General features: G+C 67.1%; 24 protein-coding genes and 1 tRNA gene. 14 read left to right on the plus strand and 11 right to left on the minus strand.

The features are described 5' to 3' along the window. Nucleotides 1-41: 41 nt before the first annotated feature. Entirely contained in the window at nt 42-1,298 is a 1,257-nt protein-coding gene (locus BGO82_RS17140) for an extracellular solute-binding protein (protein WP_291306841.1), read from the minus strand. A 97-nt stretch (nt 1,299-1,395) separates the two neighbouring features. After that, complete coding sequence (locus tag BGO82_RS17145) at nt 1,396-2,175, minus strand: IclR family transcriptional regulator (protein ID WP_291306842.1); 780 nt, start codon at nt 2,173-2,175, stop codon at nt 1,396-1,398. A gap of 219 nt (nt 2,176-2,394) precedes the next feature. Here BGO82_RS17145 and BGO82_RS17150 point away from each other — a divergent pair, with 219 nt between their 5' ends. Continuing rightward, entirely contained in the window at nt 2,395-3,285 is an 891-nt protein-coding gene (locus BGO82_RS17150) for a LysR family transcriptional regulator (RefSeq protein ID WP_291306843.1), read from the plus strand. 3 nt (nt 3,286-3,288) lie between these two features. Here the strand turns inward: BGO82_RS17150 and BGO82_RS17155 are convergent, their stop codons facing one another. Continuing rightward, the gene (locus BGO82_RS17155; RefSeq protein ID WP_291306844.1) at nt 3,289-3,537 is read right to left on the minus strand and encodes a cyclic nucleotide-binding protein; all 249 of its coding nucleotides are present in this window, start codon (nt 3,535-3,537) and stop codon (nt 3,289-3,291) included. Between the two features lie 171 nt (nt 3,538-3,708). Here BGO82_RS17155 and BGO82_RS17160 point away from each other — a divergent pair, with 171 nt between their 5' ends. Next, nucleotides 3,709-3,858, plus strand: a complete 150-nt coding sequence (locus tag BGO82_RS17160) for a hypothetical protein (protein ID WP_291307591.1) — start codon at nt 3,709-3,711, stop codon at nt 3,856-3,858. 220 nt (nt 3,859-4,078) lie between these two features. Here the strand turns inward: BGO82_RS17160 and BGO82_RS17165 are convergent. Further along, nucleotides 4,079-4,153: transfer RNA gene (locus BGO82_RS17165), tRNA-Gly, on the minus strand. A 180-nt stretch (nt 4,154-4,333) separates the two neighbouring features. On the opposite strand from BGO82_RS17165, the gene BGO82_RS17170 reads away from it, so the two are divergent. Genes BGO82_RS17170 through BGO82_RS17180 form a run of 3 tightly spaced genes read left to right on the plus strand, consistent with a single transcriptional unit; the run spans nt 4,334 to nt 6,183 of the window. Continuing rightward, nucleotides 4,334-5,272, plus strand: a complete 939-nt coding sequence (locus BGO82_RS17170; RefSeq protein ID WP_291306845.1) for a co-chaperone YbbN — start codon at nt 4,334-4,336, stop codon at nt 5,270-5,272. After that, nucleotides 5,273-5,938, plus strand: a complete 666-nt coding sequence (locus tag BGO82_RS17175) for an LON peptidase substrate-binding domain-containing protein (protein WP_291306846.1) — start codon at nt 5,273-5,275, stop codon at nt 5,936-5,938. 5 nt (nt 5,939-5,943) lie between these two features. Then, entirely contained in the window at nt 5,944-6,183 is a 240-nt protein-coding gene (locus tag BGO82_RS17180; protein ID WP_291306847.1) for a Trm112 family protein, read from the plus strand. 110 nt (nt 6,184-6,293) lie between these two features. On the opposite strand, the gene BGO82_RS17185 is transcribed toward BGO82_RS17180, so the two are convergent. Both BGO82_RS17185 and BGO82_RS17190 read right to left on the minus strand, forming a co-directional pair. Then, on the minus strand, nt 6,294-6,689 hold the full coding sequence (locus BGO82_RS17185; protein WP_291306848.1) for a tautomerase family protein: 396 nt from the start codon (nt 6,687-6,689) through the stop codon (nt 6,294-6,296). 33 nt (nt 6,690-6,722) lie between these two features. Continuing rightward, nucleotides 6,723-7,940 carry an FAD-dependent monooxygenase gene (locus BGO82_RS17190; RefSeq protein WP_291306849.1) on the minus strand — a complete coding sequence of 406 codons (1,218 nt, stop codon included), beginning with the start codon at nt 7,938-7,940 and terminating at the stop codon, nt 6,723-6,725. A gap of 273 nt (nt 7,941-8,213) precedes the next feature. Between BGO82_RS17190 and BGO82_RS17195 the strand changes: the two genes are divergently transcribed. The 4 genes from BGO82_RS17195 to BGO82_RS17210 all read left to right on the plus strand — a co-directional run bounded on the left by BGO82_RS17195 (nt 8,214) and on the right by BGO82_RS17210 (nt 14,297). Next, nucleotides 8,214-8,552 carry a P-II family nitrogen regulator gene (locus BGO82_RS17195; RefSeq protein WP_291306850.1) on the plus strand — a complete coding sequence of 113 codons (339 nt, stop codon included), beginning with the start codon at nt 8,214-8,216 and terminating at the stop codon, nt 8,550-8,552. Between the two features lie 24 nt (nt 8,553-8,576). Next, on the plus strand, nt 8,577-9,890 hold the full coding sequence (locus BGO82_RS17200) for an ammonium transporter (RefSeq protein ID WP_291306851.1): 1,314 nt from the start codon (nt 8,577-8,579) through the stop codon (nt 9,888-9,890). A gap of 510 nt (nt 9,891-10,400) precedes the next feature. Continuing rightward, nucleotides 10,401-11,609 carry an ammonium transporter gene (locus BGO82_RS17205; protein WP_291306852.1) on the plus strand — a complete coding sequence of 403 codons (1,209 nt, stop codon included), beginning with the start codon at nt 10,401-10,403 and terminating at the stop codon, nt 11,607-11,609. Nucleotides 11,610-11,747: 138 nt separating this feature from the next. After that, nucleotides 11,748-14,297, plus strand: coding sequence for a DNA translocase FtsK (locus BGO82_RS17210; protein WP_291306853.1), 2,550 nt, complete (start codon nt 11,748-11,750; stop codon nt 14,295-14,297). A gap of 77 nt (nt 14,298-14,374) precedes the next feature. Here BGO82_RS17210 and BGO82_RS17215 read toward each other — a convergent pair whose 3' ends face one another. Continuing rightward, a complete protein-coding gene (locus BGO82_RS17215) occupies nt 14,375-15,247 on the minus strand; it encodes a hypothetical protein (protein ID WP_291306854.1) in 873 nt (290 codons plus the stop codon). 111 nt (nt 15,248-15,358) lie between these two features. Between BGO82_RS17215 and BGO82_RS17220 the strand changes: the two genes are divergently transcribed. Both BGO82_RS17220 and BGO82_RS17225 read left to right on the plus strand, forming a co-directional pair. Beyond that, on the plus strand, nt 15,359-16,000 hold the full coding sequence (locus BGO82_RS17220) for an outer membrane lipoprotein carrier protein LolA (RefSeq protein WP_291306855.1): 642 nt from the start codon (nt 15,359-15,361) through the stop codon (nt 15,998-16,000). Nucleotides 16,001-16,081: 81 nt separating this feature from the next. Then, nucleotides 16,082-16,885 (plus strand): exodeoxyribonuclease III, encoded by an 804-nt coding sequence (locus BGO82_RS17225; protein ID WP_291306856.1) that lies wholly within the window; start codon nt 16,082-16,084, stop codon nt 16,883-16,885. A gap of 23 nt (nt 16,886-16,908) precedes the next feature. Here the strand turns inward: BGO82_RS17225 and BGO82_RS17230 are convergent, their stop codons facing one another. The 3 genes from BGO82_RS17230 to BGO82_RS17240 form a co-directional block, all read right to left on the minus strand. Then, complete coding sequence (locus BGO82_RS17230) at nt 16,909-17,364, minus strand: cyclic nucleotide-binding domain-containing protein (RefSeq protein ID WP_291306857.1); 456 nt, start codon at nt 17,362-17,364, stop codon at nt 16,909-16,911. 246 nt (nt 17,365-17,610) lie between these two features. Beyond that, complete coding sequence (locus BGO82_RS17235) at nt 17,611-18,294, minus strand: response regulator transcription factor (RefSeq protein ID WP_291306858.1); 684 nt, start codon at nt 18,292-18,294, stop codon at nt 17,611-17,613. Nucleotides 18,295-18,418: 124 nt separating this feature from the next. Continuing rightward, on the minus strand, nt 18,419-19,084 hold the full coding sequence (locus BGO82_RS17240) for a YggS family pyridoxal phosphate-dependent enzyme (protein WP_291306859.1): 666 nt from the start codon (nt 19,082-19,084) through the stop codon (nt 18,419-18,421). Nucleotides 19,085-19,185: 101 nt separating this feature from the next. Between BGO82_RS17240 and leuS the strand changes: the two genes are divergently transcribed. Genes leuS through holA form a run of 3 tightly spaced genes read left to right on the plus strand, consistent with a single transcriptional unit; the run spans nt 19,186 to nt 23,333 of the window. Further along, entirely contained in the window at nt 19,186-21,804 is a 2,619-nt protein-coding gene (gene leuS, locus BGO82_RS17245; protein WP_291306860.1) for a leucine--tRNA ligase, read from the plus strand. Next, the gene (gene lptE, locus BGO82_RS17250) at nt 21,791-22,300 is read left to right on the plus strand and encodes an LPS assembly lipoprotein LptE (protein ID WP_291306861.1); all 510 of its coding nucleotides are present in this window, start codon (nt 21,791-21,793) and stop codon (nt 22,298-22,300) included. The genes leuS and lptE overlap by 14 nt, the downstream gene beginning before the upstream one ends. Nucleotides 22,301-22,310: 10 nt before the next feature. Continuing rightward, entirely contained in the window at nt 22,311-23,333 is a 1,023-nt protein-coding gene (holA, locus tag BGO82_RS17255; protein ID WP_291306862.1) for a DNA polymerase III subunit delta, read from the plus strand. On the opposite strand, the gene BGO82_RS17260 is transcribed toward holA, so the two are convergent. Then, nucleotides 23,334-24,215 carry a ParB/RepB/Spo0J family partition protein gene (locus tag BGO82_RS17260; protein WP_291306863.1) on the minus strand — a complete coding sequence of 294 codons (882 nt, stop codon included), beginning with the start codon at nt 24,213-24,215 and terminating at the stop codon, nt 23,334-23,336. Between the last annotated feature and the right edge of the window lie 6 nt (nt 24,216-24,221).

Here is a 24,221-nt window from a genome sequence, read left to right on the forward strand (position 1 = left end):
CAGCGCACCACCCGTCCCAGTCCCCCGCCCTCGCCGCAATATCACTTCAGCAGGCCCTTGCTGCGGTACAGAGCCCGCTCGTCGGCAGCGCCCTTGTCGACGGCGGTCTTCACGTCGACTCCCTTGAGGACGATCTCGTCCCAGATCTCCTGCTGGATCGCATAGGCGTCATCCCAGCCTTTGGAGTCATAGGGCATGGCGCTCTGCAGTGCCTTGAAGCCGGCGGCAACATTGGGGTCTTGCTGCAGGGTCTGGTCGCTGAGCAGCGCTATCCGCGACGGCAGCTCCGCGCCACCCGCGATCCACTTCTTCTGGGCGTCCTCGGAGGTGAGATAGGCAACCCACTTCCAGGCGTCGTCCTTGACGGCACACTTGGACGACACGGCGTACGACCATGAGGTGCTCGCCACCTTGCCGGGAGCATTGTCGGCAAATGGCGGCGCGGGATGGACACTGAAGTGCAGATCGTCGGACGCCAGGCGGTAGACGCCGTCGAAGGTGAATTCCTTGAACGTCATGGCGGCCTTGCCGATCGTGAACTTGCTCTGCTCGGCGAGGAACTGCGGGTCGTCCACGTGGTCCTTGGCCACCAGGCTGGTGATCCGGTCCCACGCCAGGTAACCGGGGTCGGAATCGTAGTTGATGTCGCCGGTGGTGTCATTGACCAGGCCGTCGGCATAAGCGAGCGTCGGCACGGCGTAGAACCACTGGTACGGCGAGGCCGCGATGTCGATGCCGGCCTGGGTCATCTTGCCGTTCTCGACCGTCGTCAGCTTCTTGGCGGCGTCGACCAGGTCGCTCCAGGTCGCGAAGTCCTTGGACGGATCGAGACCGGCCTGCTTGAACAGATCGTCGTTATAGAAGAGCATGAACGTCTGCACGTCGGTGGGCAGCGCGTAGTACGAGCCATCGATCTTGAGCAATTTGATGGAGGCCGGCGTGAACGTCGATTCAATGTCCGCAGTCGACATGATGGAGGCCGGCACGGGGTCGAGCTCACCGCGCTTGTAGAATTCGGCGAGAATGTTGGCGGGAAGCTGGAAAACGCACGGGCCGTTGCCGGCCTCGAGCGCGGCGCCCAGTTTCTGGAAGTAAGACGAATAGGGGATCGACTGAAAATCGATCTTGGCGTCTCCATAGCTATCCGCGAATTCCTGCACCATCTTGGCGCGTGCGTCGCTCTGGTGCTGCCAATGGCTGATGGTCACATCGGCCGCGGCTGCTGGCGAGAGCGGAATAGCGGCCATGCTGAGCGCAAGGGGGAGAACGACGACTACTCTTATGCTGTTTAGGCGCATCTGGACCCTCCTCCGGGCTGCTGTCCAACAATGTCTGTATTGCAGACACTGTGTCTGTAAAACAGACGACGCACCCTAAGAGCCAGATTTTTGATCGTCAATAGCGAGCGCGACCTCCGATCGCTTTGCTGATCGTGGCGGCAGCGCTTAGTAGGTCGGGCAGGAAGGCCTCGACCCGCTCCTGCGTGAGCCGGCTCGCCGGGCCCGCCACGGTGAGGGCCGCGATGGTCTGATTGTCCGGGCCGTGCACAGGCACCGAGGCGCTGGACAGGTCGGGGTCGAGGTCCTGTACCGAGGTGACAAACCCGCGCGCAACGATCTCGGTGATACGCTGCTCCAGTTTGCGCCGGCTTGCCTTGTGCTCGATCATGTATCGTTCGCGTAGCGCCGGACTGGCGTATGCAAGAAGCACCATGCCAGTGACCGACTCGTGCAGCGGCAGCCGGCGCCCTGGCGCCTCGACCATTCGGACCGACCGGCGGCTCTCTGCCTTCTCGACGTATATCACCGAGTCCTGGTCGAGCACGCCGAGCAGTACGGTCTCGCCGGTGCCCTCGGCAAGATCCTCGACGACCGGGCGCGCGACGTCGTTCAGATCGGAACGGGAGTGGACTTTCTCGCCGAGTTCGAAAAGTCCCCAGCCGAGTTCGTACCGGCTATGCGAGTCGCGGCGGACCAGGCCGCGAATCTCGTAGGTGGTGACTACGTTGTAGGCCGCAGTGCGCGAGAAACCCGTCCGCGTGACGATCTCGCTCAGCGTCAGGGGACGGTCACTCTGGGCAAGCGCCGAAAGGATATCCAGAGCGCGCAGCAGCGATTTCACCGGCCGCAACCGCCGGCCGTCGTCGCTCACGACGACGTCGTCGTCTTCCTCCACGCGATGTCCTCCAGGTCCTCTTGCCGTCGCCTCGCTGTAACCGACGAGCGATCTCCGCGACAAGGGCCGCGGCAGGGCTGGCGGTCCTATGGCGGCGTTGCGATTGACGAGCGCCTGAGGCGCGTTGTTGTAGCGATGGCGTTGTGGTAGAGGCCGTTTCAAAGCAGTTTGTTCAGCCTTTGGACATGGCTGAGGCCTCGATAGCTGGAAACGAGTTTCATGTCGCTCCGACAGAAGCTGCCTCCGCTCAACGCGCTTGAGGTGTTTGAGGCGGCGGTGAAATTCGGCAGCTTCTCGCGCGCGGGGCTCAAGCTGGGTCTGACTCAGAGCGCCGTCAGTCGACAGATCAGCAAGCTCGAGACCTACACTGGCACCAAGCTCTTCATGCGTGAAGCGCATGGGGTGTGCCCGACCCCCGCCGGTGAGCATTATGCGGCCGATATCAGCCGCCTGCTTGGCGAGATCGCCGCTGTCACTGAAGATTTCCGTGGCTGGTCGGGGCCCCGACAGATCACCATCGCCTGCTCGCGTGGCATTGCCGATCAATGGTTCATGGCCAGGCTCAACCAACTGAAGCTCGAGATTTCCGAGCTCGAACTCAAGCTCAAGGTCACCGACGACATCGCCCATCTGCGTCTCGACGAGTTCGACCTTGCCATCTTTTATCGCAGCGAGCGGCCTGCGGGTGTGCAGTTGACTACGCTTGGCCATGAGGAAATCGTGCCGGTCGGCGCACAGACAACGCCGATGCTCGGGGCGACAGACGACCCCATCCTGATCGGCATCCTGGACTCTATGCGCGAATGGCAGGACTGGCCGCACTGGTGGTCTAGCGCCCAGCTGACGCCGCCGGCAAACATGCGCCGCTGGCTGCTCGGCGACTACGGACTCTGCACGACGGCGGCAGTACAGGGAGTCGGCCTGACGCTAGGCTGGACCTGGCTGATCCGCGATCAACTCGCCAGCGGGATACTGCTGCCCAAGCACGCTCATGTCATGCGTTCGGAAGGCCGGTTTTATCTGATGCGCCCGCTCGACCGACATCAACGTCGGATCGTGCGCGAGGTCTCGGATTGGCTCGTCGCCAGCAATGGCGGCACGCTGGACTAGACGTCAAGCCGGCCCGGACACTTGCCGCCCTCGGACATATCCAACCACGGTGAATAGCAGCCAGGCAATCTGCGTGATGAACGATCCGAGGTTGAAATTCCAGCTCAGGGAATAGACCAACGCCACCCCGCCAACGATATTGAGCAACGCGTAGCGGCCGTCCCCTAGCGACAGAACGCGCATTTGAAGCAACGCATAGGCCAGTAGATAGGCACCGGCACCAATGAGCCCAACCAGGTTTGCCGCGTCCATCCCGCGTCCTTCCGCTGCACCTCTCGCGCGGGTCAATATAGCGGCAGGACCGACAAGATCAGACGGCCAATTTCGTATGACCATATGAAAACCAGTCATGTCTCTTCGAACCCTTGCTCGCCGAACTCTCGGCTTTGATCATTGATGACATCGATGCCGAAGGTGAGGTGGATGCTTTCGTTCGCGCAGAATGTATTGATACTGTTTGGCGATGCCGACCACGCCGAGTTCAACGACATCATGCCGGCCATCGCCGAGATGGATGCCAACGCGAAGGCGCGATGCTTCCGCCATGTCGTCGGCGAGTCGCTTCGCCAGTGACCGGATCAGCTCGCGGTCGGAGTTTCGGCCGAGCACGTCAAAACGCGTCAGGCCTTTGAAGGCAGGGATAGAGCATTTGGGCATCGCAGGAGCGTCGATGGCCCGTCGGGATGCGCTGCGACTTGCTTTCCCGTGCCTCCCCACGTTTCGCCAAGAGAGCCGGGGAAGCAGAAAACGCCCCGAAGGGCGTTTGCTAAGTCATTGATTTCAATTATGTTTTTGGAGCGGGCGAAGGGATTCGAACCCTCGACCCTAACCTTGGCAAGGTTATGCTCTACCCCTGAGCTACACCCGCGCTCCACGCCCCGTCCATGCCGCCAATCTCTTGGCAGCGGCCGAAGCGCGGCCTATATGCCCAATCGAAACCGCCTTTGCAACCCTGAATCCCACTCTGGCTGCATCGTCTCCGGGCGCCGCTGGCGCGAGCCCCCGGCGGCATGCGACAAGGGTGGGCCCGTTCGGAAAGAGCCGACCCGTGAACGTCAATCTGTCTTCGCCCACGCCCGCCGCCCCGCCGGCCGAGCTGATCAAGGAATCGTCCGACCGCGCCTTCAAGGCCGACGTCATCGACGCCTCGCTGGAGGCGCCGGTGCTGGTGGATTTCTGGGCCCCCTGGTGCGGCCCCTGCCGGGCCCTGACCCCCACCATCGAGAAGGTGATCAGGGAAAAGGCCGGCAAGATCCGGCTGGTCAAGATCAACATCGACGAGAACCCGCAGATCGCCGGCCAGCTCGGCGTGCAGTCGATCCCCAACGTCTTCGCCTTCGCCGGCGGCCGCCCGGTCGACATGTTCTTGGGCAATTTGCCCGAGACCGAAGTGCGCAAATTCGCCGACCGGGTGATCGCCGCCGCCGGGCCGGGCAAGCCGCGCGCCGGCTCGATCGAGGAAGAGATCAAGAACGCGCTGGGTGCGGCCAAGGCGGCGCTAGATGGCGGCGACCTCGGCACCGCCGCGCAGATCTACGGCATGGTGCTGCAGCATCAGGCCGACAACAGCGAGGCGCTGCTCGGCATGGCCCGCGTCTATTTGAAGGCCGGCGAGGCCGAGCAGGCGCAGGCCGTGCTCGACACCGTGCCCGAGGCGGCGCGCACCGGCGCCGACTACCTCTCGATCGCCGCCGAGCTGAAGCTGCTCGCCGAGGCGGCGGCGCTGGGCGGCACCGCCGATCTCGCCCACAAGGTCGAGGCGGCGCCCGACGACCACCAGGCCCGCTTCGATCTCGCCATCGCCCTCAACGCCGAGGGCAAGCGCGCCGAGGCCGCCGAGCAATTGGTGACGCTGCTGCGCCGCGACCGTACCTGGGAGGACGACCGCGCCCGCAAGAAGCTGCTGGAATTTTTCGAGGCCTGGGGCGCCAAGGACCCGGCCACGCTCAAGGGACGGCGACTGCTGTCGTCGCTGCTGTTTTCGTAGATGGTCAAGACTCCGACCGCGCCGGCCGAGCTGCCCGAGCACATCCCGCTGTTCCCGCTGAGCGGCGCGCTGCTGCTGCCGTTCTCGCACCGGCCGCTCAACATCTTCGAGCCGCGCTATCTGGCCATGGTGGACGATGCGCTGGCCGGCAACCGGCTGATCGGGCTGATCCAGCCCGAGGACACCAGCGAGGAGAGCCCGCGCGGGAGAGCGCCGCTCCAGAAGATCGGCACGCTCGGCCGCCTCACCCATTGGGAGGAGCATGGCGAGGGCCGCTATTTCATCATCCTCGAAGGCGTCACCCGCTTCGAGCTGGGCACCGAGCTCACGGTGATGACGCCGTACCGGCAGGCGAGCATCTCGGCCGAACGCTTCGCCCTCGATTTCGAGCACGCCCATGGCGAGGATAAGGTCGACCGCGAGCGCTTCCTCAAGATGATGAAGGACTATGCCGAGTTCGCCAATTTCGAGCTTAACTGGGACGAGATCAACAAGACCGGCACGGCCGATCTGGTGAATTTCTGCTGCATGGTGTCGCCCTATGGCGCCCGTGAAAAGCAGGTGCTGCTCGAAGCGACCTCGTTGCAGGATCGCGCCGAAACCCTGATCGCGCTCGCCGAGTTCGAGATGGCCAAGGGCTCGAGCGCCGGCGTGCCGCTGAACTGACGGTCATGGCTGATGTGGCCGACACCTCCGGACGCCGCTACGAGGTCGATCCGCGCACCCTCGAAATGCTGGTCTGCCCGCTGACCAAGACCCGCCTGGTGCTGAGCGCCGACCGCACCGAGCTGATCTCGGTGGCGGCGCACCTCGCCTTCCCCATCCGCGACGGCGTGCCGATGCTGAGCCTCGACGAAGCCCGCGACGTCGACCCCGACGAAATGCGCGTGCAATTCCCCCCGGCGGTGTGACGGCTCAGGCCCTGTCCGGCAGCAGCACGCGCGGGTCGGGCTAGCAATAGAGCACGCTGCGGATCGCCAGCCGGCGGCGTGGATCTCGGCGATGCGGCCGGCGTCGGCGCCTATTTCGGCGGCTGCACCAGATATTGCGCCACGCCATTGCCGAACGACCAGTCGCCCAGCGTATCCTCGACGAGGTTGATGATCACGTCCTCGCGCCGGATGCCGACCCGCTCGTGCAGGCCATCGGCGATGAACTTGAAGAAGGCCTGCTTGACCTCGTTGCTGCGGCCCTCGCGCAGCGTCACCTGGATGATCATCGCCTCACCGCTGCGCTCGATGCCGAGGAAGTGCCGGTCGATGAACAGCGTTTCGGGCTGGTGCTCGGTGATGACGTGGAAGCGGTCGCCGTCCGGCGCCTTCAGCACGCCGACGATCGCTTCGTAGATCACGTCGGAGACGTGGCGCTTGTACTGGGCCGATGTTCCGGCCGGCATGTCGATGCGGGCGAGCGGCATGGCAGTCTCTCCTGGCTGGATCGGGGCGCCGCTCTAGAGCGGCAATCCACGCGTGAGGCGCGGACCGTGATGGTCGAGGCCGGCGGCGCGGCCGATCAGCGCCGACTTGACCGGGCGCATGCGATCGACGAGGCCGAGCCCGACGTCGCGCAGCGCCCTGAGCGGCGCCAGATCGTTGGAGAACAGCCGGTTGAGGCTGTCGGTCACCGCCGCCATCAGCGCCGTGTCGAGCCGGCGCGACGCCTGGTAGCGGGCCAGCATGTCGGGCGCGCCATGGTCGAGCCCGAGCCGCAGCGCGTCGATCACCGCCTCGCTCAGCGCCGCCACGTCCTTGAGCCCGAGATTGAGCCCCTGCCCGGCCAGCGGATGGATGACATGCGCCGCATCGCCGATGATGGCGAGCCGCGGCGCGACGAAACTGCGCGCCAGCTGCAGCCGCAGCGGAAAGCTCTGCAGCGGCTCTTCGAGCCGCACCGCGCCGAGGCACGAGCCCATCGCCGCCTCGATCTCGGCCGCCGCCGCCTCGGGCGGCAGCGCCTTGAGCCGCACCGCTTCCGCCGTCGCTTCGGTCCACACCAGCGACGAGCGGTTGCCGCTGAGCGGCAGGCTCGCGAACGGCCCCGCCGGGCGGAAATGCTCGTAGGCCGTGCCCTCGTGCGGCAGTTCGTGCGCGATGGTGGTGACCACGCCCGCCTGCCGGTAGTCGTGGCTGACGACCCCGATCCCCGCCATCTGCCTCAGCCCCGACATGGCGCCGTCGGCGGCGATCAGCAGCGGCGCGGCGAGCGTGCGGCCGTCCTTGAGGCTGAGCGTCGCCAGCGCCGGCTCGGCGCTGTAGCCGGCGACCTCCGCCGGCGCGATGAATTCCACCCGCGCTTCGGCCGCCGCCAGCAGCGCCGCCGTCAGCACCCGGTTGGGCACCATATGCGCATAGGGCTCGCCGGGCGCGACGTCGCCCTCGAAGCTTAGGAACACCGGGCGGGACAGATCGTCCGCGCCGGAATCGGAGATCTTCATGGCGCGGATCGGCGTCGCCTCGTCGCCCAGCGCCCCCCAGACCCCCAGTGCCTCGAGCACCCGCCGCACCCCGGCGCTGAGCGCGAAGGCCCGCTTGTCGTCGGGCACGCTGAACGGCCGCCGGTCCACCAGCGCCACCCGCATGTCCTTCTGGAAGCGGGTCAGCGCCAGCGCCTGCGACAGGCCGACCGGCCCGCCGCCCACGATTATGACGTCATAGGGCTTGTCGCTCATCGCTCTCGTCTCGCCGCGTGCGACGGTTGTGCCGCGCGGGCCCGGCCGGCGCAAGGGTCACGGCGATGCCCAACATTTGTGCAGCGAGACATCATCCGCTCAAAAAATAGGCGCAATCGCGGGCGTGAACCGGGCTTCGTTTCCCATCGATATCGCCACCGGGCCGATTCTCGAAGCGGAATCATGGACTTGGCGAACCGGCGCCGGGCTTGGCACGGCGTTTGAGTCTCTTGCCGGCATTGCAGACCAAGCAGTCAGTCGAAAGGGGCATCCATGAAACTGGTGATCGCAATCATCAAGCCGTCACGGCTTGAGGAGGTGCGTCAGGCGCTGAATTCGCTCGACGTGCACGGCATGACCGTGACCGAAGTCAAAGGCTATGGCCGCCAGAAGGGCCATTCCGAAATCTACCGCGGCACCGAATACGCGGTGCACTTCCTGCCCAAGCTCAAGATCGAGATCGCCGTCGACGACGGCCAGTCCGACGCCATCGTCGCCGCCATTCGCGACAGCGCCCAGACCGGCCGCATCGGCGACGGCAAGATCTTCGTCCTCGATCTGCTCGCAGTCACCCGCATCCGCACCGGCGAGACCGGCGCGGCGGCCCTCTAGCCGGTGCGATCCCAGGAGAACATGATGAAACTCAACACGACTTTGACCGCGGCGGGATCGGCGCTGGGAGCCTTTGCGCTGGCGACGCTTCCCGTCTTCGCCCAGGACGCGGCCCCCGCCGCCCCGGCGGCGCCCACGCTCGATGCCGGCAACACCGCCTGGATGCTCACCTCCACCCTTCTGGTGCTGATGATGACCATTCCAGGCCTGGCGCTGTTCTACGGCGGCATGGTGCGCAAGAAGAACGTCCTGGCGACGGTGATGCAGTCCTTCGCCATCACCTGCGCCATCACCATCGTCTGGTTCGTCGTCGGCTATTCCATCGCCTTCACCGATGGCGGCCCGACCCAGGCGTGGCTCGGCGGCTTCTCGAAGCTGTTCCACAACGGCGTCACGGTGAGCTCGCTCTGGGGCAGCATCCCCGAATACGTGTTCTCCACCTTCCAGATGACCTTCGCCATCATCACCCCGGCGCTCATCGCCGGCGCCTTCGCCGAGCGCATGAAGTTCTCGGCCATGCTGATCTTCATGGTGCTGTGGTCGATCTTCGTCTATTCGCCCATCGCCCATTGGGTGTGGGGCGGCGGCTTCCTCGGCGGCCTGGGCGTGCTCGATTTCGCCGGCGGCACCGTGGTGCACATCAACGCCGGCGTCGCCGGCCTCGTCTGCGCCCTCGTCCTCGGCAAGCGCAAGGGGTTCGGCAGCACCAACATGGCGCCGCACAACCTCGTCTATTCGGTGATCGGCGCAGCGCTGCTGTGGGTCGGCTGGTTCGGCTTCAACGCCGGCTCGGAGCTGGCGGCCGACGGCCTTGCCGGCGCCGCGATGATCAACACCCAGGTGGCCACCGCCGCGGCGGCGCTCGCCTGGATGTTCGCCGAATGGATCGTGGTCAAGAAGCCCTCCGTCCTCGGCATCATCTCGGGCGCCGTGGCCGGCCTCGTTGCCGTCACCCCGGCGGCGGGCTTCGTCAACCCGACCGGCGCGCTGGTCATCGGCCTCGTCGCCGGTGTCCTCTGCTACGTCGCCGCCGCGCATGTGAAGCGCCGGCTCGGCTACGACGATTCGCTCGATGCCTTCGGCGTGCACGGCGTCGGCGGCATCATCGGCGCGCTGTTGACCGGCGTCTTCGCCGATCCGGCCATCAACCCGCTGGGCGAGAACCATTCGATCGTCACCCAGTTCTACGGCATCGTCGCCACCATCGCCTGGACCGCCATCGCCTCCTTCATCATCCTGATGATCGTCAAGGTCCTGGTGGGAGGCCTCCGCCCCTCCGAGCAGGAGGAGGAAGAGGGCCTCGACATCACCCAGCACGGCGAATCGGTGAACGAATAGGCACCCCACCGGCGCGGGCAGCCGTCCGCGCCGGACCGCCGGTTCGATCCGGCGTGCAGTCCGCGCGCCTCTTGGCCCGCCACAGAGGCTTCCCACTCGCAACCCGCGTGGACTGCACCCCCGATCGAACGGAATCGACGATCGCCCGCGCCGGCGTCCCCGCCCACCGGGTCATTCCCGCGCAAGCGGGAACCTCCGTTGGCTGACGTCGAGATGAGCAGGGTAGATAAGACCGGGCGTCGCCCGGCAAGTCACCACACCGCCGACGGATGACAGGAGAGTGCGCCCAATGCGTGGGCATTCTCGTCATCGTTCGTGCCGGTTTTTTGGGCGTCCTGCCGTCCGGCGCCGCCCCGTCGACCGCCACCCCCGCATAACTCCCTCCATCGACACGGCTTTTTCCTGACCCAGCCGCTGGCACGATCCTTGAGTGCCTGCCCGGTACATGACCGGTTGCGAGCCGGACTTGGGAAGCAAAGCGGCACGTGTGGCCGCGTGGGGGAGGCCGTGATGACTCAGTCCGCCATCGGACTCGACGTGTTTTTTCTGCTGGTCGGCGCCGTGCTGGTGTTCTCGATGCATGGCGGCTTCGCCTTCCTCGAGCTCGGCACCGTGCGCGGCAAGAACCAGGTCAACGCCCTGGTCAAGATCATGGTCGATTTCGCCTTCTCGACCCTGGCCTACTTCTTCGTCGGCTACTGGATCGCCTATGGCGTCGAATTCTTCGCCAGCGCCAGAACCCTCTCCGGCGATGGCGGCGGCTTCGCCCTGCAGGGGCTGAGCCTCGTGCGCTTCTTCTTTCTTGCGACCTTCGCCGCGGCGGTGCCGGCCATCATTTCCGGCGGCATCGCCGAGCGCGCGAAATTCTGGCCGCAGGTGGCCATCGCCTCGCTGATCGTCGGCCTCGTCTATCCGCTGAGCGAGGGCATCGTCTGGCACGGCAATTACCGTATCCAGGCTTGGCTCGCCGCCAGCTTCGGCGCGCCGTTCCACGACTTCGCCGGCTCGGTCGTCGTCCACGCCGTGGGCGGCTGGCTGGCGCTCGCCGCGGTGCGCGCGCTGGGCCCGCGCATCGGCCGCTACGGCCCGCACGGCCGGCCCTTCCCGCCCTCGTCGATCCCCTGGCTGGCGCTCGGCACCTGGATGCTGTCGATCGGCTGGTTCGGCTTCAACGTCATGTCGGCGCAATCAACCGCCGCGGTCTCCGGCCTCGTCGCCATCAATTCGCTGCTCGCGATGGTCGGCGGCATCGCCGCGGCGGCCATCGCCAGCCGCGCCGACCCCGGCTTCGTGCACAATGGCGCGCTGGCGGGACTGGTGGCCGTGTGCGCCGGCTCCGACGTCATGCATCCGCTCGGGGCGCTCGCGACCGGCGCCATCGCCGGCGTGATCTTCGTGCGCGGCTTTACCCTGACGCAGGAGCGGCTGCAGCTCGACGACGTGCTCGGCGTCTGGCCGCTGCACGGCCTGTGCGGTCTGTGGGGCGGCATCGCCGCCGGCATTTTCGGCCTCGCCCAGCTCGGCGGCATGGGCGGCGTGTCGCTGCCGGTGCAGCTCGTCGGCGCGCTCGCCGTCTCCGCTTACGCCTTCGCCCTCGGCAGCCTGATCTACGCCATCGCCCGGCGCACCGTCGGTATCCGCCTCGGCGACGAGCAGCAGCGCCGCGGCGCCGACCTCACCGTGCACTCCATCGGCGCCCTGCCGGAGGGGGAAATCTGAGTGGGGTGCATGGTGAATGGCGGCAGGGCGGCACCGGATACCTGCCATTCGCCACGCATCATTCACCGCCACATGGTTAGCTCGGGATTAACCACGTCCACCTAGGATCGGCGCTCAAGTTTAGTTCAGAGTGTTGCGATGCCGGCTCGTCCCCTGCTCGAAGACCAATCCGCTGCGCCAGCGCCCGCCATCGCCATCACCATTCCAGTCCGCCTGATCGGCATGATCGTCCTGGCGCTGGTCGCCGTCATGATGGTGGCGCTCGCCTCGTGGTCGGTGGACGATCCGTCCTTTTCCTATGCGACCAGCAAGCCTGTCGCCAACTGGCTCGGCTTTCCCGGCGCCGTGATCGCCGATTTCAGCTTCCAGGTGCTCGGCCTCGGCATCATCGTGCTGCTGATTCCGCCGGCCTTGTGGGGCTGGAGCTTCCTGCGCCGCCGCGTGCCCTCGCGCATGGGGCTGCGCCTCATCGCCTGGATCGGCGCCAGCGGCCTCGCCACCGGCGTCTTGACCTTCCTGCCGGCGCCCGCCAGCTGGCCGCTGCCCACCGGCCTCGGCGGCCTGATCGGCACCGGCTTTTCCAACCTCGCCGCGCTGGTCACCGGCGCCGAGCCGCAGCCGGTGACGGCCTGGCTGTTCGCCATCATCCTGATGGCGCCGACCCTGGCGCTGTTCTGGCTGGCGCTCGGCCTCGGCGCCATCGCCATGCCCAAGGCCCAGGGCAAGGCAAGGGGTAAGGACGTCCCCGAGCGGAACGGCATTCTTGACGTCGCCATCGGCGCGCTGGTGCATCTGGGCTTTTCCGCCCAGACCGCTTTCCGCCGCGCCATCGCGCAGGCCCGCGCCAACGCCGCGGCCAAGCGCGAGGCGGAGGCAGCCGAATGGCGCGACGGCGCCGCCGAGCCGAGCCTCGCCGCCCGCGCGCCGACGGTGTCGGTGCTGCCCGACGAGCGGCGCGAGCCCTCGCTGGGCGCCGGCCTGACCGTCGAGCGCCGCATCTTCGCCCCCGTCGCCGAGCCGGCCGCCGAGGACGATTACGCCGAGGATGAGGACGACGACGAGGAGCTTCCCCCCATCGCGCCGGCGCGCAGCCCGCGCGTGGCGCCGCCCGCCCGCCGTCCTGCCCCTGGCGCCCGCGCCGGGCGCGAAGCGCAGGGCTCGCTGCTCGACGATCCGAGCGGCTTCGAGCTGCCGGCGCTAAGCCTGCTGGCCGAGCCCAGGCAGCGCGGCATGTCCGACGAGATGCGGCCCGAGCGGCTCGAGGCCATGGCCCGCCGGCTCGAAGGCGTGCTCGAGGATTTCGGCGTCAAGGGCGACATCATCAATGTCCGCCCCGGCCCGGTGGTCACCCTGTACGAGCTCGAGCCGGCCCCCGGCATCAAGTCGAGCCGGGTGATCTCGCTCGCCGACGACATCGCCCGCTCGATGAGCGCCATCTCCGCCCGCGTCGCTGTGGTGCCCGGCCGCAACGCCATCGGCATCGAGCTGCCCAACGAGCACCGCGAGACCGTCTATCTGCGCGAGATGCTGGCCAGCTCCGATTTCGAGAAGATGAAGGGCAAGCTCCCCATCTGCCTCGGCAAGACCATCGGTGGCGAGCCGATCATCGCCGACCTCGCGCGCATGCCGCATCTGCTCATCGCCGGCACCACCGGCTCGGGCAAGTCGGTGGGCATCAACACCTTCATTCTGTCGCTGCTTTACCAGATGACGCCGGAGAAATGCCGGCTGATCATGATCGACCCCAAGATGCTGGAGCTCTCGATCTACGACGGCATTCCACACCTCTTGACGCCGGTGGTCACCGATCCGGCCAAGGCCGTCACCGCGCTCAAATGGGCGGTGCGCGAGATGGAAGACCGCTATCGCAAGATGAGCAAGATCGGCGTGCGCAACATCGACGGCTTCAACCAGCGCGTCACCGAAGCGGCGCAGAAGGGCGAGACCATCACCCGCACCGTGCAGACCGGCTTCGACCGCGACACCGGCGAGGCCATCTACGAGAGCGAGGAGTTCAACCTCGAGCCGCTGCCCTTCATCGTCATCGTCATCGACGAGATGGCCGATCTGATGATGGTCGCCGGCAAGGACATCGAGGGCGCCGTGCAGCGCCTGGCGCAGATGGCGCGTGCCGCCGGCATCCACGTCATCATGGCGACGCAGCGTCCCTCGGTCGACGTCATCACCGGCACCATCAAGGCCAATTTCCCCACCAGAATTTCGTTCCAGGTGACCTCCAAGATCGACAGCCGCACCATCCTGGGCGAGCAGGGCGCCGAGCAATTGCTGGGCAATGGCGACATGCTCTACATGGCCGGCGGCGGCCGCATCCGGCGCCTGCACGGCCCGTTCGTCTCCGACGGCGAGGTCGAGAGCATCGTCAAGCATCTGAAGATGCAGGGCACGCCCGACTACCTCGACTCGATCACCGCCGACGAGGACGACGAGTTCGATCCCGCCTCGGCGCTGGGCGAAGATGGCGGCGGCTCCGGCGACGAGCTCTACGACAAGGCCGTCAACATCGTGCTCAACGACAAGAAGGCCTCCACCTCCTACGTCCAGCGCCGCCTCGCCATCGGCTACAACAAGGCGGCGAGCCTGATCGAGCGCATGGAAAAGGAAGGCGTCATCTCCCCCGCCAACCACTCCGGCAAGCGCGAAATTCTTGTCGGCAACGACGCGTATTAGCCCCAACCAGCGGTTGGCCGAACGAGCCGTCTTCGGGTCGTTCGGTCAGCAAAGCTGACCGGAAGGGGCGGCCCCGCTTACCGGCTCCGGCCGCCACCTCGCACCGGCGGCTGCGCCTCGCGCACGATGATCCCCAGCGCCGCGTCGAGGTCGGCCGCAAACTCCGGCCGCATCAGCGAGCCGCCGAGCCGCGGATTGATCTCGAGGAGGGCGAGGCGCCCGTCGGCACGCCGGCGGAAGTCGATATTGGCCGGGCCCTGATAGTCGAGCGGCGCAAGGAAGCGCTCGAACACCGCGAGGTCGGCGGCGCCGAGGCGCGCCGGCTCGATGGCGAGCCCTTCCACCGGCCCGCGCACCACGCGCCTGTGCGCCAGCGGATAGGCATAGGCCCGCGACCAGACGATGCGGCCGCCGGCGCGCACCAGATGCGCCACGTACTCCACCTCCGCCTCGACGCACTCCTGCAGCAGCACGGGCTCACCGGCCCATGGCGGCTCGGCCAGCCGGGCCATAAGCTCGGCGCGGCTCGAGACCACCGCGACACCGTGGCCGGCATTGAGGTCGCACCGCTTCAGCACGACCGGAAAACTTGCGGTTTCGGGCGAGGCGTAGGTCGCCGGCACGAACGCGCCCAGCCCCTGCGCGGCGGCATAGCGGGCGAACCGGCCCTTGTCGGCCAGGACGCGCATCGCCTCCGGCGGCGGCAGCAGCGTCCAGGTGCCCGGCCCCACCGCCGGTACATGCGCCTCAAGCAGCGGAATGCTGACGATTCGCCGCAACTGGCCGGGGCGCAGCGGCCGCTCGGTGGGCCTGAGCCCGAGCCGCCGCCAGGTCGGCGCCTCGGGGCCGAGCGCCGCGGCCCAGGCCGGACCGTTCGAGCCGACCACCAGGATTTCGGTCGGGCAGCGGGCGCGGGCGGTATCGAGGAGCGAACGGAGCAGGCGGAACATGCTGGACAGGAGGTGCCGGCGCGGCAGGCGCCGCGGCCGGGGGAACCGAATCCCGCTCTTGCCGTAATTGCCTGAGATGCTTAGCTCAAGTGACCAGCAGAGGATTTGCCCATGCGTCGTCGTTCCGTCCTGGCCCTGATCGCGGTTGCCGCCGCTTTGCCCGCTGCCCCGGTTTTCGCCGAGGGCGAGCCGCGGCGGCTGACGCAGGACGAGATCGACCTCATCAACAAGGTGTCGGCGCACAATTCGGCGATCACCACCATGGTCGGCCGCTTCCTGCAGGTCGACACCCAGGGCCAGCGCATCGAGGGCACCTTCTATCTGCAGCGGCCGGGCAAGATCCGCTTCCGCTACGCCCCGCCCTCGCACCAGGAGATCCTGTCGATCGGCAACGGCTTTTACGTCATCGACCGCGAGGAGAAGACGCAATACGCCTACCCGCAGGACAAGGTGCCGCTGCGCCAGTTCCTCGACAGCAACATCGACCTGCTGCATGCCGGGCTCGTCGCCATCGACCAGTCGGCCAATTATCTCGAGCTGACGCTGCAGGACGATACGCCGGTCGGCACCGTCAAGGTGGCGCTGGTGTTCGACAAGCAGAGCCTCGATTTGGTGCAATGGGTGCTGACCAACCCCGACCGCACCGAGCTCACCTTCTCGATCTACGATGTGCAGAAGGGCGTCGATATCCCCAAGGCGACGTTCTACCTCAACATCAACGACTACAACAAAGTGCAGGGCCCCAACGGATGACGTGAGGCAGTCGGCAATAGGCAACCGGCAGACGATGGGTTAGTACGACTGCCGATTGCCCATTGCCGACTGCCATCCCTCATGCCCTCCCTCGCCACCTGGAACATCAACTCCGTCCGGCTGCGCCTGCCGCTGGTCCTGCGCTTCCTCAAGGCCCACCCCGTCGATGTCCTGTGCCTGCAGGAGATCAAATGCCTCAACGAACAGTTTCCGGCCAAGCCGCTGGCCAGGGCCGGCTACCCCTACCAGGCGGTGCACGGGCAGAAGGGCTATCACGGCGTCGCCATCGTCTCGCGCCATCCGCTGGCCGACATTTCGAGCCGCGTCTTCTGCGACATCGCCGACTGCCGGCACGTCTCGGCCATGCTGGATTTCGGCCGCGGCCCGCTGACGGTGCATTCGATCTACATCCCGGCCGGCGGCGACATCCCCGACCCCGAGCTCAACCCGAAATTCCGCCACAAGCTCGACTTCCTCAAGGAGCTGAAGGCCTGGTTCGGCGAGGCGCATTTCAGGGACCGCCAGCTCATCTGCGGCGATTTCAACGTCGCCCCGCACCCCGATGACGTGTGGAGCCACAAGCAATTGCTGAAGGTGGTGAGCCACACCCCGGTCGAGACCGAAGCGCTCGACGATCTGCTGACCGCCAATCACGGCTGGACCGATCTGGTGCGCAAGCACCATCCGTTCGGCGAAAAGCTGTCGTCCTGGTGGAGCTATCGCGCCGCCGACTGGCAGGCCTCCAACCGCGGTCGCCGCCTCGACCACATCTGGTCCACCGCCGATATCGCCGCGCACTCGACCGCCGCCGAGATCATCGCCCCCGCCCGCGGCTGGGGCAGCAAGCCCTCCGACCACGTGCCGGTGATCGCGCATTTCCAGTGAATGCTGAATGGCCACGCTGCCATTCACCGACTGCCGATCTTGCCCTTCACCTGCTCCACCGCGCTCAGATACCCCGTGAGCTCGGCGCGGATGCGGTCGGCGGCACGGCGGGCGAGGTCGGGCGCCTGGTTGGCGAGCTTCATGAACGCCGAGCGCGGCACGAACAGCGTCTCGACATTGTCCACCGCCTTGATGGTCACCGGCCGCGGCCTGGCCACCACCAGCGACATGGCGCCCAGCACCGCGCCCGGCGTGGTGATGACGAACGGGTTGGCCTCGTCGCCCTCCTGGTAGGAGGCGACGGTGCCGCGCACCAGCACATGCGCGCCCTCGGGCACGTCGCCGGCGGTATAGAGCACGTTCCCGGCGCGGTATTTCTTGCGCTCGCTGGCGAAGGCCAGCAGCCGACGCTGCTCGGCGTCGCAGACCTCAAAGAAGTCCGCGCGCCCGAGGATCGTGGTCGCGTCGTCGAGCTGCATTTGGCCCCGAATCCATGGTCACGGCGAGCCGCCGCCACGGCTCGGCGCCTGATATAGACCATGCGGAGGCGTTCGGAAGAAGGCTTTTTGCCCGCTCCGCCCCGATTTCTGGGACTTAACCCTAAAAGCGCGCCGTGGCGCGCCGGCGCCTTTCCGCGAAAAGTGGCTCCGGTTTTCCGCGTCGGAAAACGCGACCGGACAAGACCTTGGATCAACTGATCCGATCCGGCGGATCGGCGAGCTGATCTAGGGCACCAACCGGTAGCCGCCCTCCTCCGTCACCAGCAGCCGGGCGTTGGACGGATCGCGCTCGATCTTCTGGCGCAGCCGGTAGATGTGGGTTTCGAGCGTATGCGTGGTGACCCGGTTATTGTAGCCCCACACCTCTTTCAGCAGCACGTCGCGCGTGATGGTCTTGGGGCCCTGCCGGTAGAGATATTTGAGGATCGAGGTTTCCTTGTCGGTGAGCCGCACCTTGCCGCCGTCCGCCGCCTCGAGCAGCTTGGCCGCCGGCTGGAAGCTGTAGGGCCCGATGGTGAACACCACGTCCTCGGACTGGTCGTGCTGCCGGAGCTGCGCCCGGATGCGGGCAAGCAGCACCGAGAAGCGGAACGGCTTGGTGATGTAGTCGTTGGCGCCCGATTCGAGCCCCAGGATCTCGTCGGAATCGCTGTCGTGCCCGGTGAGCAGCAGGATCGGGCTCTTGAACCCGTCGCGGCGGAGGATCTTCACCGCCTCGCGCCCGTCCATGTCGGGCAGCCCGACGTCGAGGATCATCAGGTCGACATGGCCGTCGCGCACCATGCGCAGCGCGTCGCCCGCCGTGCCGGCCTCGCTGAGCTCGAACTCGCGGTAATGCATGAGCTGGTCGACGAGGGTTTTCCTGAGCTCGGCGTCGTCGTCGACGAGGAAAATCCGGCGTCGGATCATGGCTCGAAACCTCTGGGTCTGGTGGTCCGTGAGTAGGCTGGCCGCCGGACACCGGCCAATCACATCCTGGTGACGCGGCCAGCAACGTGATTTGACATCATATAGTTTCGGTGGGCGGCCGAAACTAGCCGCGGTGCCCGAACAGCGCGCTGCCGACCCGCACATGCGTGGCGCCCATGGCGATGGCCGTCTCGAAATCGCCGCTCATCCCCATCGACAGCAGCGCAACGCCAGCCTCGCGCGCCAGTATCGCCAATTGCGCGAAATACGGCCCCGGCGGCACGCCGTCGGGCGGGATCGCCATCAGCCCGTCGATCGTGAGACCATGCACGTCGCGGCAGCGGGCGACGAACGCCACCGCCTCGGCCGGCGCGATCCCCGCCTTCTGCGGCTCGAGCCCGATATTGACCTGCACCAAGAGCCGCGGCGTCCGCCCCTGTCGCACCATCTCGGCCTTCAGCGCGCCGGCGATCTTGTCGCGGTCGACGGTTTCGATCACGTCGAACAGCGCCACCGCCTCGCGCGCCTTGTTGGATTGCAGCGGCCCGATCAGGTGCAATTCTATGCCGTCATAGGAGGTCCGCAATCCGGGCCATTTCGCCTCGGCCTCCTGCACCCGGTTCTCGCCGAAGACGCGCTGGCCCGCCTCGAGGAACGGCACGATCGCCGCCGCCGGGAAGGTCTTGCTGACCGCGACCAGCGTCACCGTCTCGGGCGGCGGCCCGAAGCGGCGGCGCGCCCGCTCGATACGGGTGCGGATGATATCGAGCCGTTCCGCCGCGTTGTCCATCGCCTTGCTGTTGACCGGATTCGTCTTTTCTGATGATGGTCCGCTACGCTGAAATTCCCCGGCAAAGCAAGGCCTTTGCCGCCGCAAGGACGTATCCGGACGTGAAACCCATCGAGCGTTACAACCCGCGGGTCGAGGAACCGCGCTGGCAGAAGGCCTGGGAGGACAGCAAATCCTTCGTGGTCGCCAACAACGATCCGCGCGAGCCCTATTACGTGCTCGAGATGTTCCCCTATCCCTCGGGGCGCATCCATATGGGCCATGTGCGCAATTATTCGATGGGCGACGTGCTGGCCCGCTACAAGCGCGCCAGGGGCTTCAACGTGCTGCATCCGATGGGCTGGGACGCCTTCGGCCTGCCGGCCGAGAACGCCGCCAAGCAGACCGGCAGCCACCCCAAGGCGTGGACCTACGCCAATATCGATACCATGCGCACCCAGCTCAAATCCATGGGGCTGAGCTTCGACTGGACGCGCGAATTCGCCACCTGCGACGTCGAATATTACCAGCGCCAGCAGCAGCTGTTCCTCGATTTCCTCAAGGCCGGGCTGGTGACGCGCAAATCCGCCAAGGTCAATTGGGACCCGGTGGACGAGACCGTGCTCGCCAACGAGCAGGTGATCGACGGCCGCGGCTGGCGCTCCGGCGCCATCGTCGAGCAGCGCGAGCTGACCCAGTGGTTCCTGAAGATCTCCGACTATTCCGAGGAGCTGCTGGAGGCGCTGGACGGCCTCGCCGGCTGGCCCGACAAGGTGCGCACCATGCAGCGCAACTGGATCGGCAAATCCGAGGGCCTGCGCCTGCTGTTCGAGCTCGAGCCGTCGCCCGACGTCTCGGCCACCGCCATCGAGGTGTTCACCACCCGTCCCGACACGATTTTCGGGGCGAGCTTCATCGCCCTGTCGCCCGACCATCCGCTGGCCGCCGAGCTGGCGCAGCGCCGCCCGGCGATCCGCGACTTCATCGACGAATTCCACCGCCAGGGCACCGCCACCGAGGCGCTGGAGAAGGCCGAAAAGCAGGGCGTCTTCACCGGGCTCAGGGTGCGTCACCCGGTCAGGCCGGGCGAGACGCTGCCGGTCTACGTCGCCAATTTCGTGCTCATGGACTACGGCACCGGCGCCATCTTCGGCTGTCCCGCGCACGACCAGCGCGACTTCGATTTTGCCCGCAAATACGGGCTGAACGTGATCCCCGTGGTGCTGCCGCCCGACACCGACCCGGACGAGTTCGCGGTGGCCGACGAAGCCTATGTCGGACCCGGCACCCTCTATCACTCAGACTTCCTCGACGGCCTGCCAGTGGACGCGGCCAAGCGGGAGATCGCGCGTTATTTCGGCGCCCGCCAGGTGGGCAACCGCCCGCAGGGCACGGTCGAGACCAATTACCGCCTGCGCGATTGGGGCGTGTCGCGGCAACGCTATTGGGGCTGCCCGATCCCCGTGATCCATTGCGACGAGCACGGCGTGGTGCCGGTTCCGGACGCCGACCTGCCCGTCAAGCTGCCGGACGATGTCACCTTCGACCGTCCCGGCAACCCGCTCGACCACCATCCGACCTGGAAGCACGTGCCCTGCCCGATCTGCGGCAAGCCGGCGCGGCGCGAAACCGACACCATGGACACCTTCGTCGATTCGTCCTGGTACTTCGCCCGCTTCACCGAACCGCACGCGGCGGCGCCCACGGTGCCCGCCATCGCCGATCGCTGGCTGCCCGTCGATCAGTATATCGGCGGCATAGAACACGCTATTTTGCATCTCCTCTACAGCCGCTTCTTCGCCCGGGCCATGCACAAGACCGGCCATCTGGGGATCGACGAGCCGTTCAAGGGCCTGTTCACCCAGGGCATGGTGGTGCACGAAACCTATCGCGACCAGAACGGCGACTGGGTGCTGCCGGCCGACGTGACGCTGGAGGGCATGGGCGACACCCGCCAGGCCCGGCTCACCGCCACCGGCGCGCCGGTCGTCATCGGCTCCATCGAAAAGATGAGCAAGTCCAAGAAGAACGTGGTCGATCCCGACGAGATCGTCCGCACCTATGGCGCCGACACCGCCCGCTGGTTCATGCTCTCGGACTCCCCGCCCGAGCGCGACGTGCAGTGGACCGAGGCCGGCATCGAGGGCGCCTCGCGCTTCCAGCAGCGCATCTGGAAGCTGGTGCAGGAGACGCTGCAGATCGCCGAGCTGCCCGCCAGCGGCGATACCGCGCCGGCCGAGATCGAGGCAACCCGCAAGCTGGTGCATCGCGCCGTCAAGGCGGTGGGCGACAACATCGAGGCGCTGCGCTTCAACAGCGCCGTGGCCCAGATCTACGAGCTCAGCAACGGGCTGGGCAAGTTCGCGGCGACGCTCGAGACGGCGCCCACCGCCAATGGCGTCGCCGTGCTGCGCGACGGCGTCACCCGGCTGGTGCAGCTCATCGCCCCGATGATGCCGCATCTGGCCGAAAGCTGCTGGGCCGCCCTCGGCGGCTCGGGCATGGTGGCCGACGCCGGCTGGCCCGAGATCGATCCGGCGCTGCTGGTGGATTCGGCGGTCACCGTCGCCGTGCAGGTCAATGGCAAGCGCCGCGCCGAGATCACCCTGCCCAAGGGTGCCGCCGGACCCGAGGTGGAGCGGCAGGTCTTGTCACTGGACGCGATTGCCAGCATGCTGGACGGCAAGCCGCCCAGGAAAATCATCATCGTGCCCGACAGGATCGTGAATGTGGTCATCTAACCGGACCGTGCGGGCTGCCGGAGCCGTGGTGGCGCTGGCGCTGCTGCCGGCGCTCGGCGCCTGCAGCGGCCTGACCCCGGTCTATGGCCCGGGCCAGTTCACCACCGACCGGGTCGAGCTCGCGATGTCGCCGCCGACCAACCGCGTCGAACAGATCATCTATCAGGATCTGGCGCTGCATTTCACCCGCGTCAGCCGTCCGGGCGCCCCCAAGCTCACCGTCACCGCGGGCGCCGGCGCGCGCCAGCTCACCGACACCCAGAACGTCGTCACCACCGCGCAGCGGCCCGACGAAATGGTGGTGAGCGCCAGCGTCACGCTGGTCGGCAGCGACGGCAAGGTGCTGCTCTCGGGCACCCGCTCGCAGAGCGCCGACTACAATTCCGGCTCGCAGGTGATCGCCAACAACCAGGCCGCGACCGACGCCCAGGCCCGCGCCGCCCACCTCCTCGCCGACACCATCCGCCTCTCCGTCCTCGGCGCCCTCGCCAAATGATCGGGACCGCATGACCGCGCTCAAGGCGCATGAGGTCGAGCGTTTCGTCAGGCGGCCCGACCTCGAGGCCGGGGTGATTCTGGTTTATGGCCCCGACACCGGCCTCGTGCGCGAAACGGCGCAGCGGCTGGCGGCGCATTATGCCGGCCGCGACGGCGACGGCATGGGGCTGGTGACACTCGACGGCGGCGAGATCGACGCCGATCCGGGGCGGCTGCTGGTCGAAGCCCGCACCTCGTCGCTGTTCGGCGAGCGCCGCGTGGTGCGCGTGCGCGGCGCCGGCAAATCGATCGCCGTGCCGCTGAGCGAGCTCGCGGCCGATCCCTCGGGGGCCGTGATCATCGTCGAGGCCGGCAATCTGCCGCCGCGCGACGCGCTGCGGGCGCTGGTTGAGGGCGCCAGGGCCGGTCGTGCCCTGCCCTGCTATGCCGACAGCGACGAGACCATCCTGCGGCTCATCACCGAGACCTTCAACGCCACCCAGATCCGCGCCGAACCCGACGTGCCGGCGCTGCTGCGCGACATTCTGGGCAACGATCGCGAGGTCACCCGCCGCGAGCTCGAAAAGCTCAGCCTCTATGCCGCCGAGAGCAAGCTGCTCACCGCCGCCGACGTGCTGACGCTCTGCGCCGACAATGCCGCCCTGGTGCTCGACGAGGTGGCCGACGCCATCGGTACCGGCCATCCCGACCGGCTCGACGCGGCGCTGAGCCGGGCCCTCGCCGCCGCCGTCAATCCGCAGCAATTGCTGGCGTCGCTGACCCAGCATTTCACCCAGCTCCGCCGCTGGCGCACGGTGGTCGACAGTGGCGCGTCGGTGCGCGAGGTGCTCGACGGCGCCCGGCCGAAGCCGCATTTTTCCCGCCGCGCCGCACTCGAGCAGCAGCTTCGCCTGTGGTCCGACGCCTCCCTCGCCCTCGCCCTCGACCGGCTGCTGCGCGCCACCGGCGACAGCCGCAAGAGCTACGGCAGCGCCGAAACCCTCACCCGCCGCACCTTCCTGGCGCTGGCCCAGATGGCCGCGCAGCACTGATCAGTTCGAGCCGGTCAACAGCGCCAGCACCGTGTCGAGCTGTTCGAGCGTGCGATAGCCGATCTGCACCGTGCCCGAACCGTCCTTTTTGGCCGCCACCGCCACCTTGAGGCCGATCGCGTCCGACAGCCGTTTTTCGAGCGCCATCAGATCGGCGTCGCGTTCGAGGTGCGCGGAGGGCTTTTTGGGCACGCCGTCCTTGCTGGCGCCGCGCTGGCTGAGCGCCTCCGCCTCGCGCACCGACAGGCCGCGCTCGACGATTTCACGTGCGACGGCCGCCGGGTCCTCGGCCGTGATCAGCGTGCGCGCATGGCCGGCGGTGAGCTGGCCATTGGTCACCATGTCGCGCACCTCGCGCGGCAGCTTCAGCAGCCGCAGCGTATTGGCGACGTGCGAGCGGGATTTTCCGATGACCTGCGCAAGGTCTTGCTGCGTATAGGAAAACTGCTCAATAAGCTGTTCATAACCCTGTGCTTCTTCCAGCGGATTGAGGTCCACCCGCTGCACGTTCTCGATGATTGCGAGCTCGAGCGCTTCCTTGTCGTCGACCTCGCGCACCACCACCGGCACGTCGTGCAGCCCGGCCCGCTGCGCCGCCCGCCAGCGCCGCTCGCCGGCGATGATCTCGAACTGGTCGGGGTCGCTGGTCGGCCGCACCAGCAGCGGCTGCATCACGCCCTTCTCGCGGATCGAGCTGGTCAGCTCGTCGAGCTGGTCGCTGTCGAAATCGCGGCGCGGATTGGCGCGGTTCGCAATCAGGAATTCGACCGGTAAACGCCGCTGTCCAGCCTGCACGTTCTCGGCCAGGCGCGGCGCCTCGATCGGCGCCATGTCGCCGATCAGCGCCGCCAACCCCCTGCCAAGTCTCGATTTTTCATTCATGGTCGG

The organism is Devosia sp. 67-54 (genome assembly GCF_001899075.1).
Classification (GTDB): Bacteria; Pseudomonadota; Alphaproteobacteria; order Rhizobiales; family Devosiaceae; genus Devosia_A.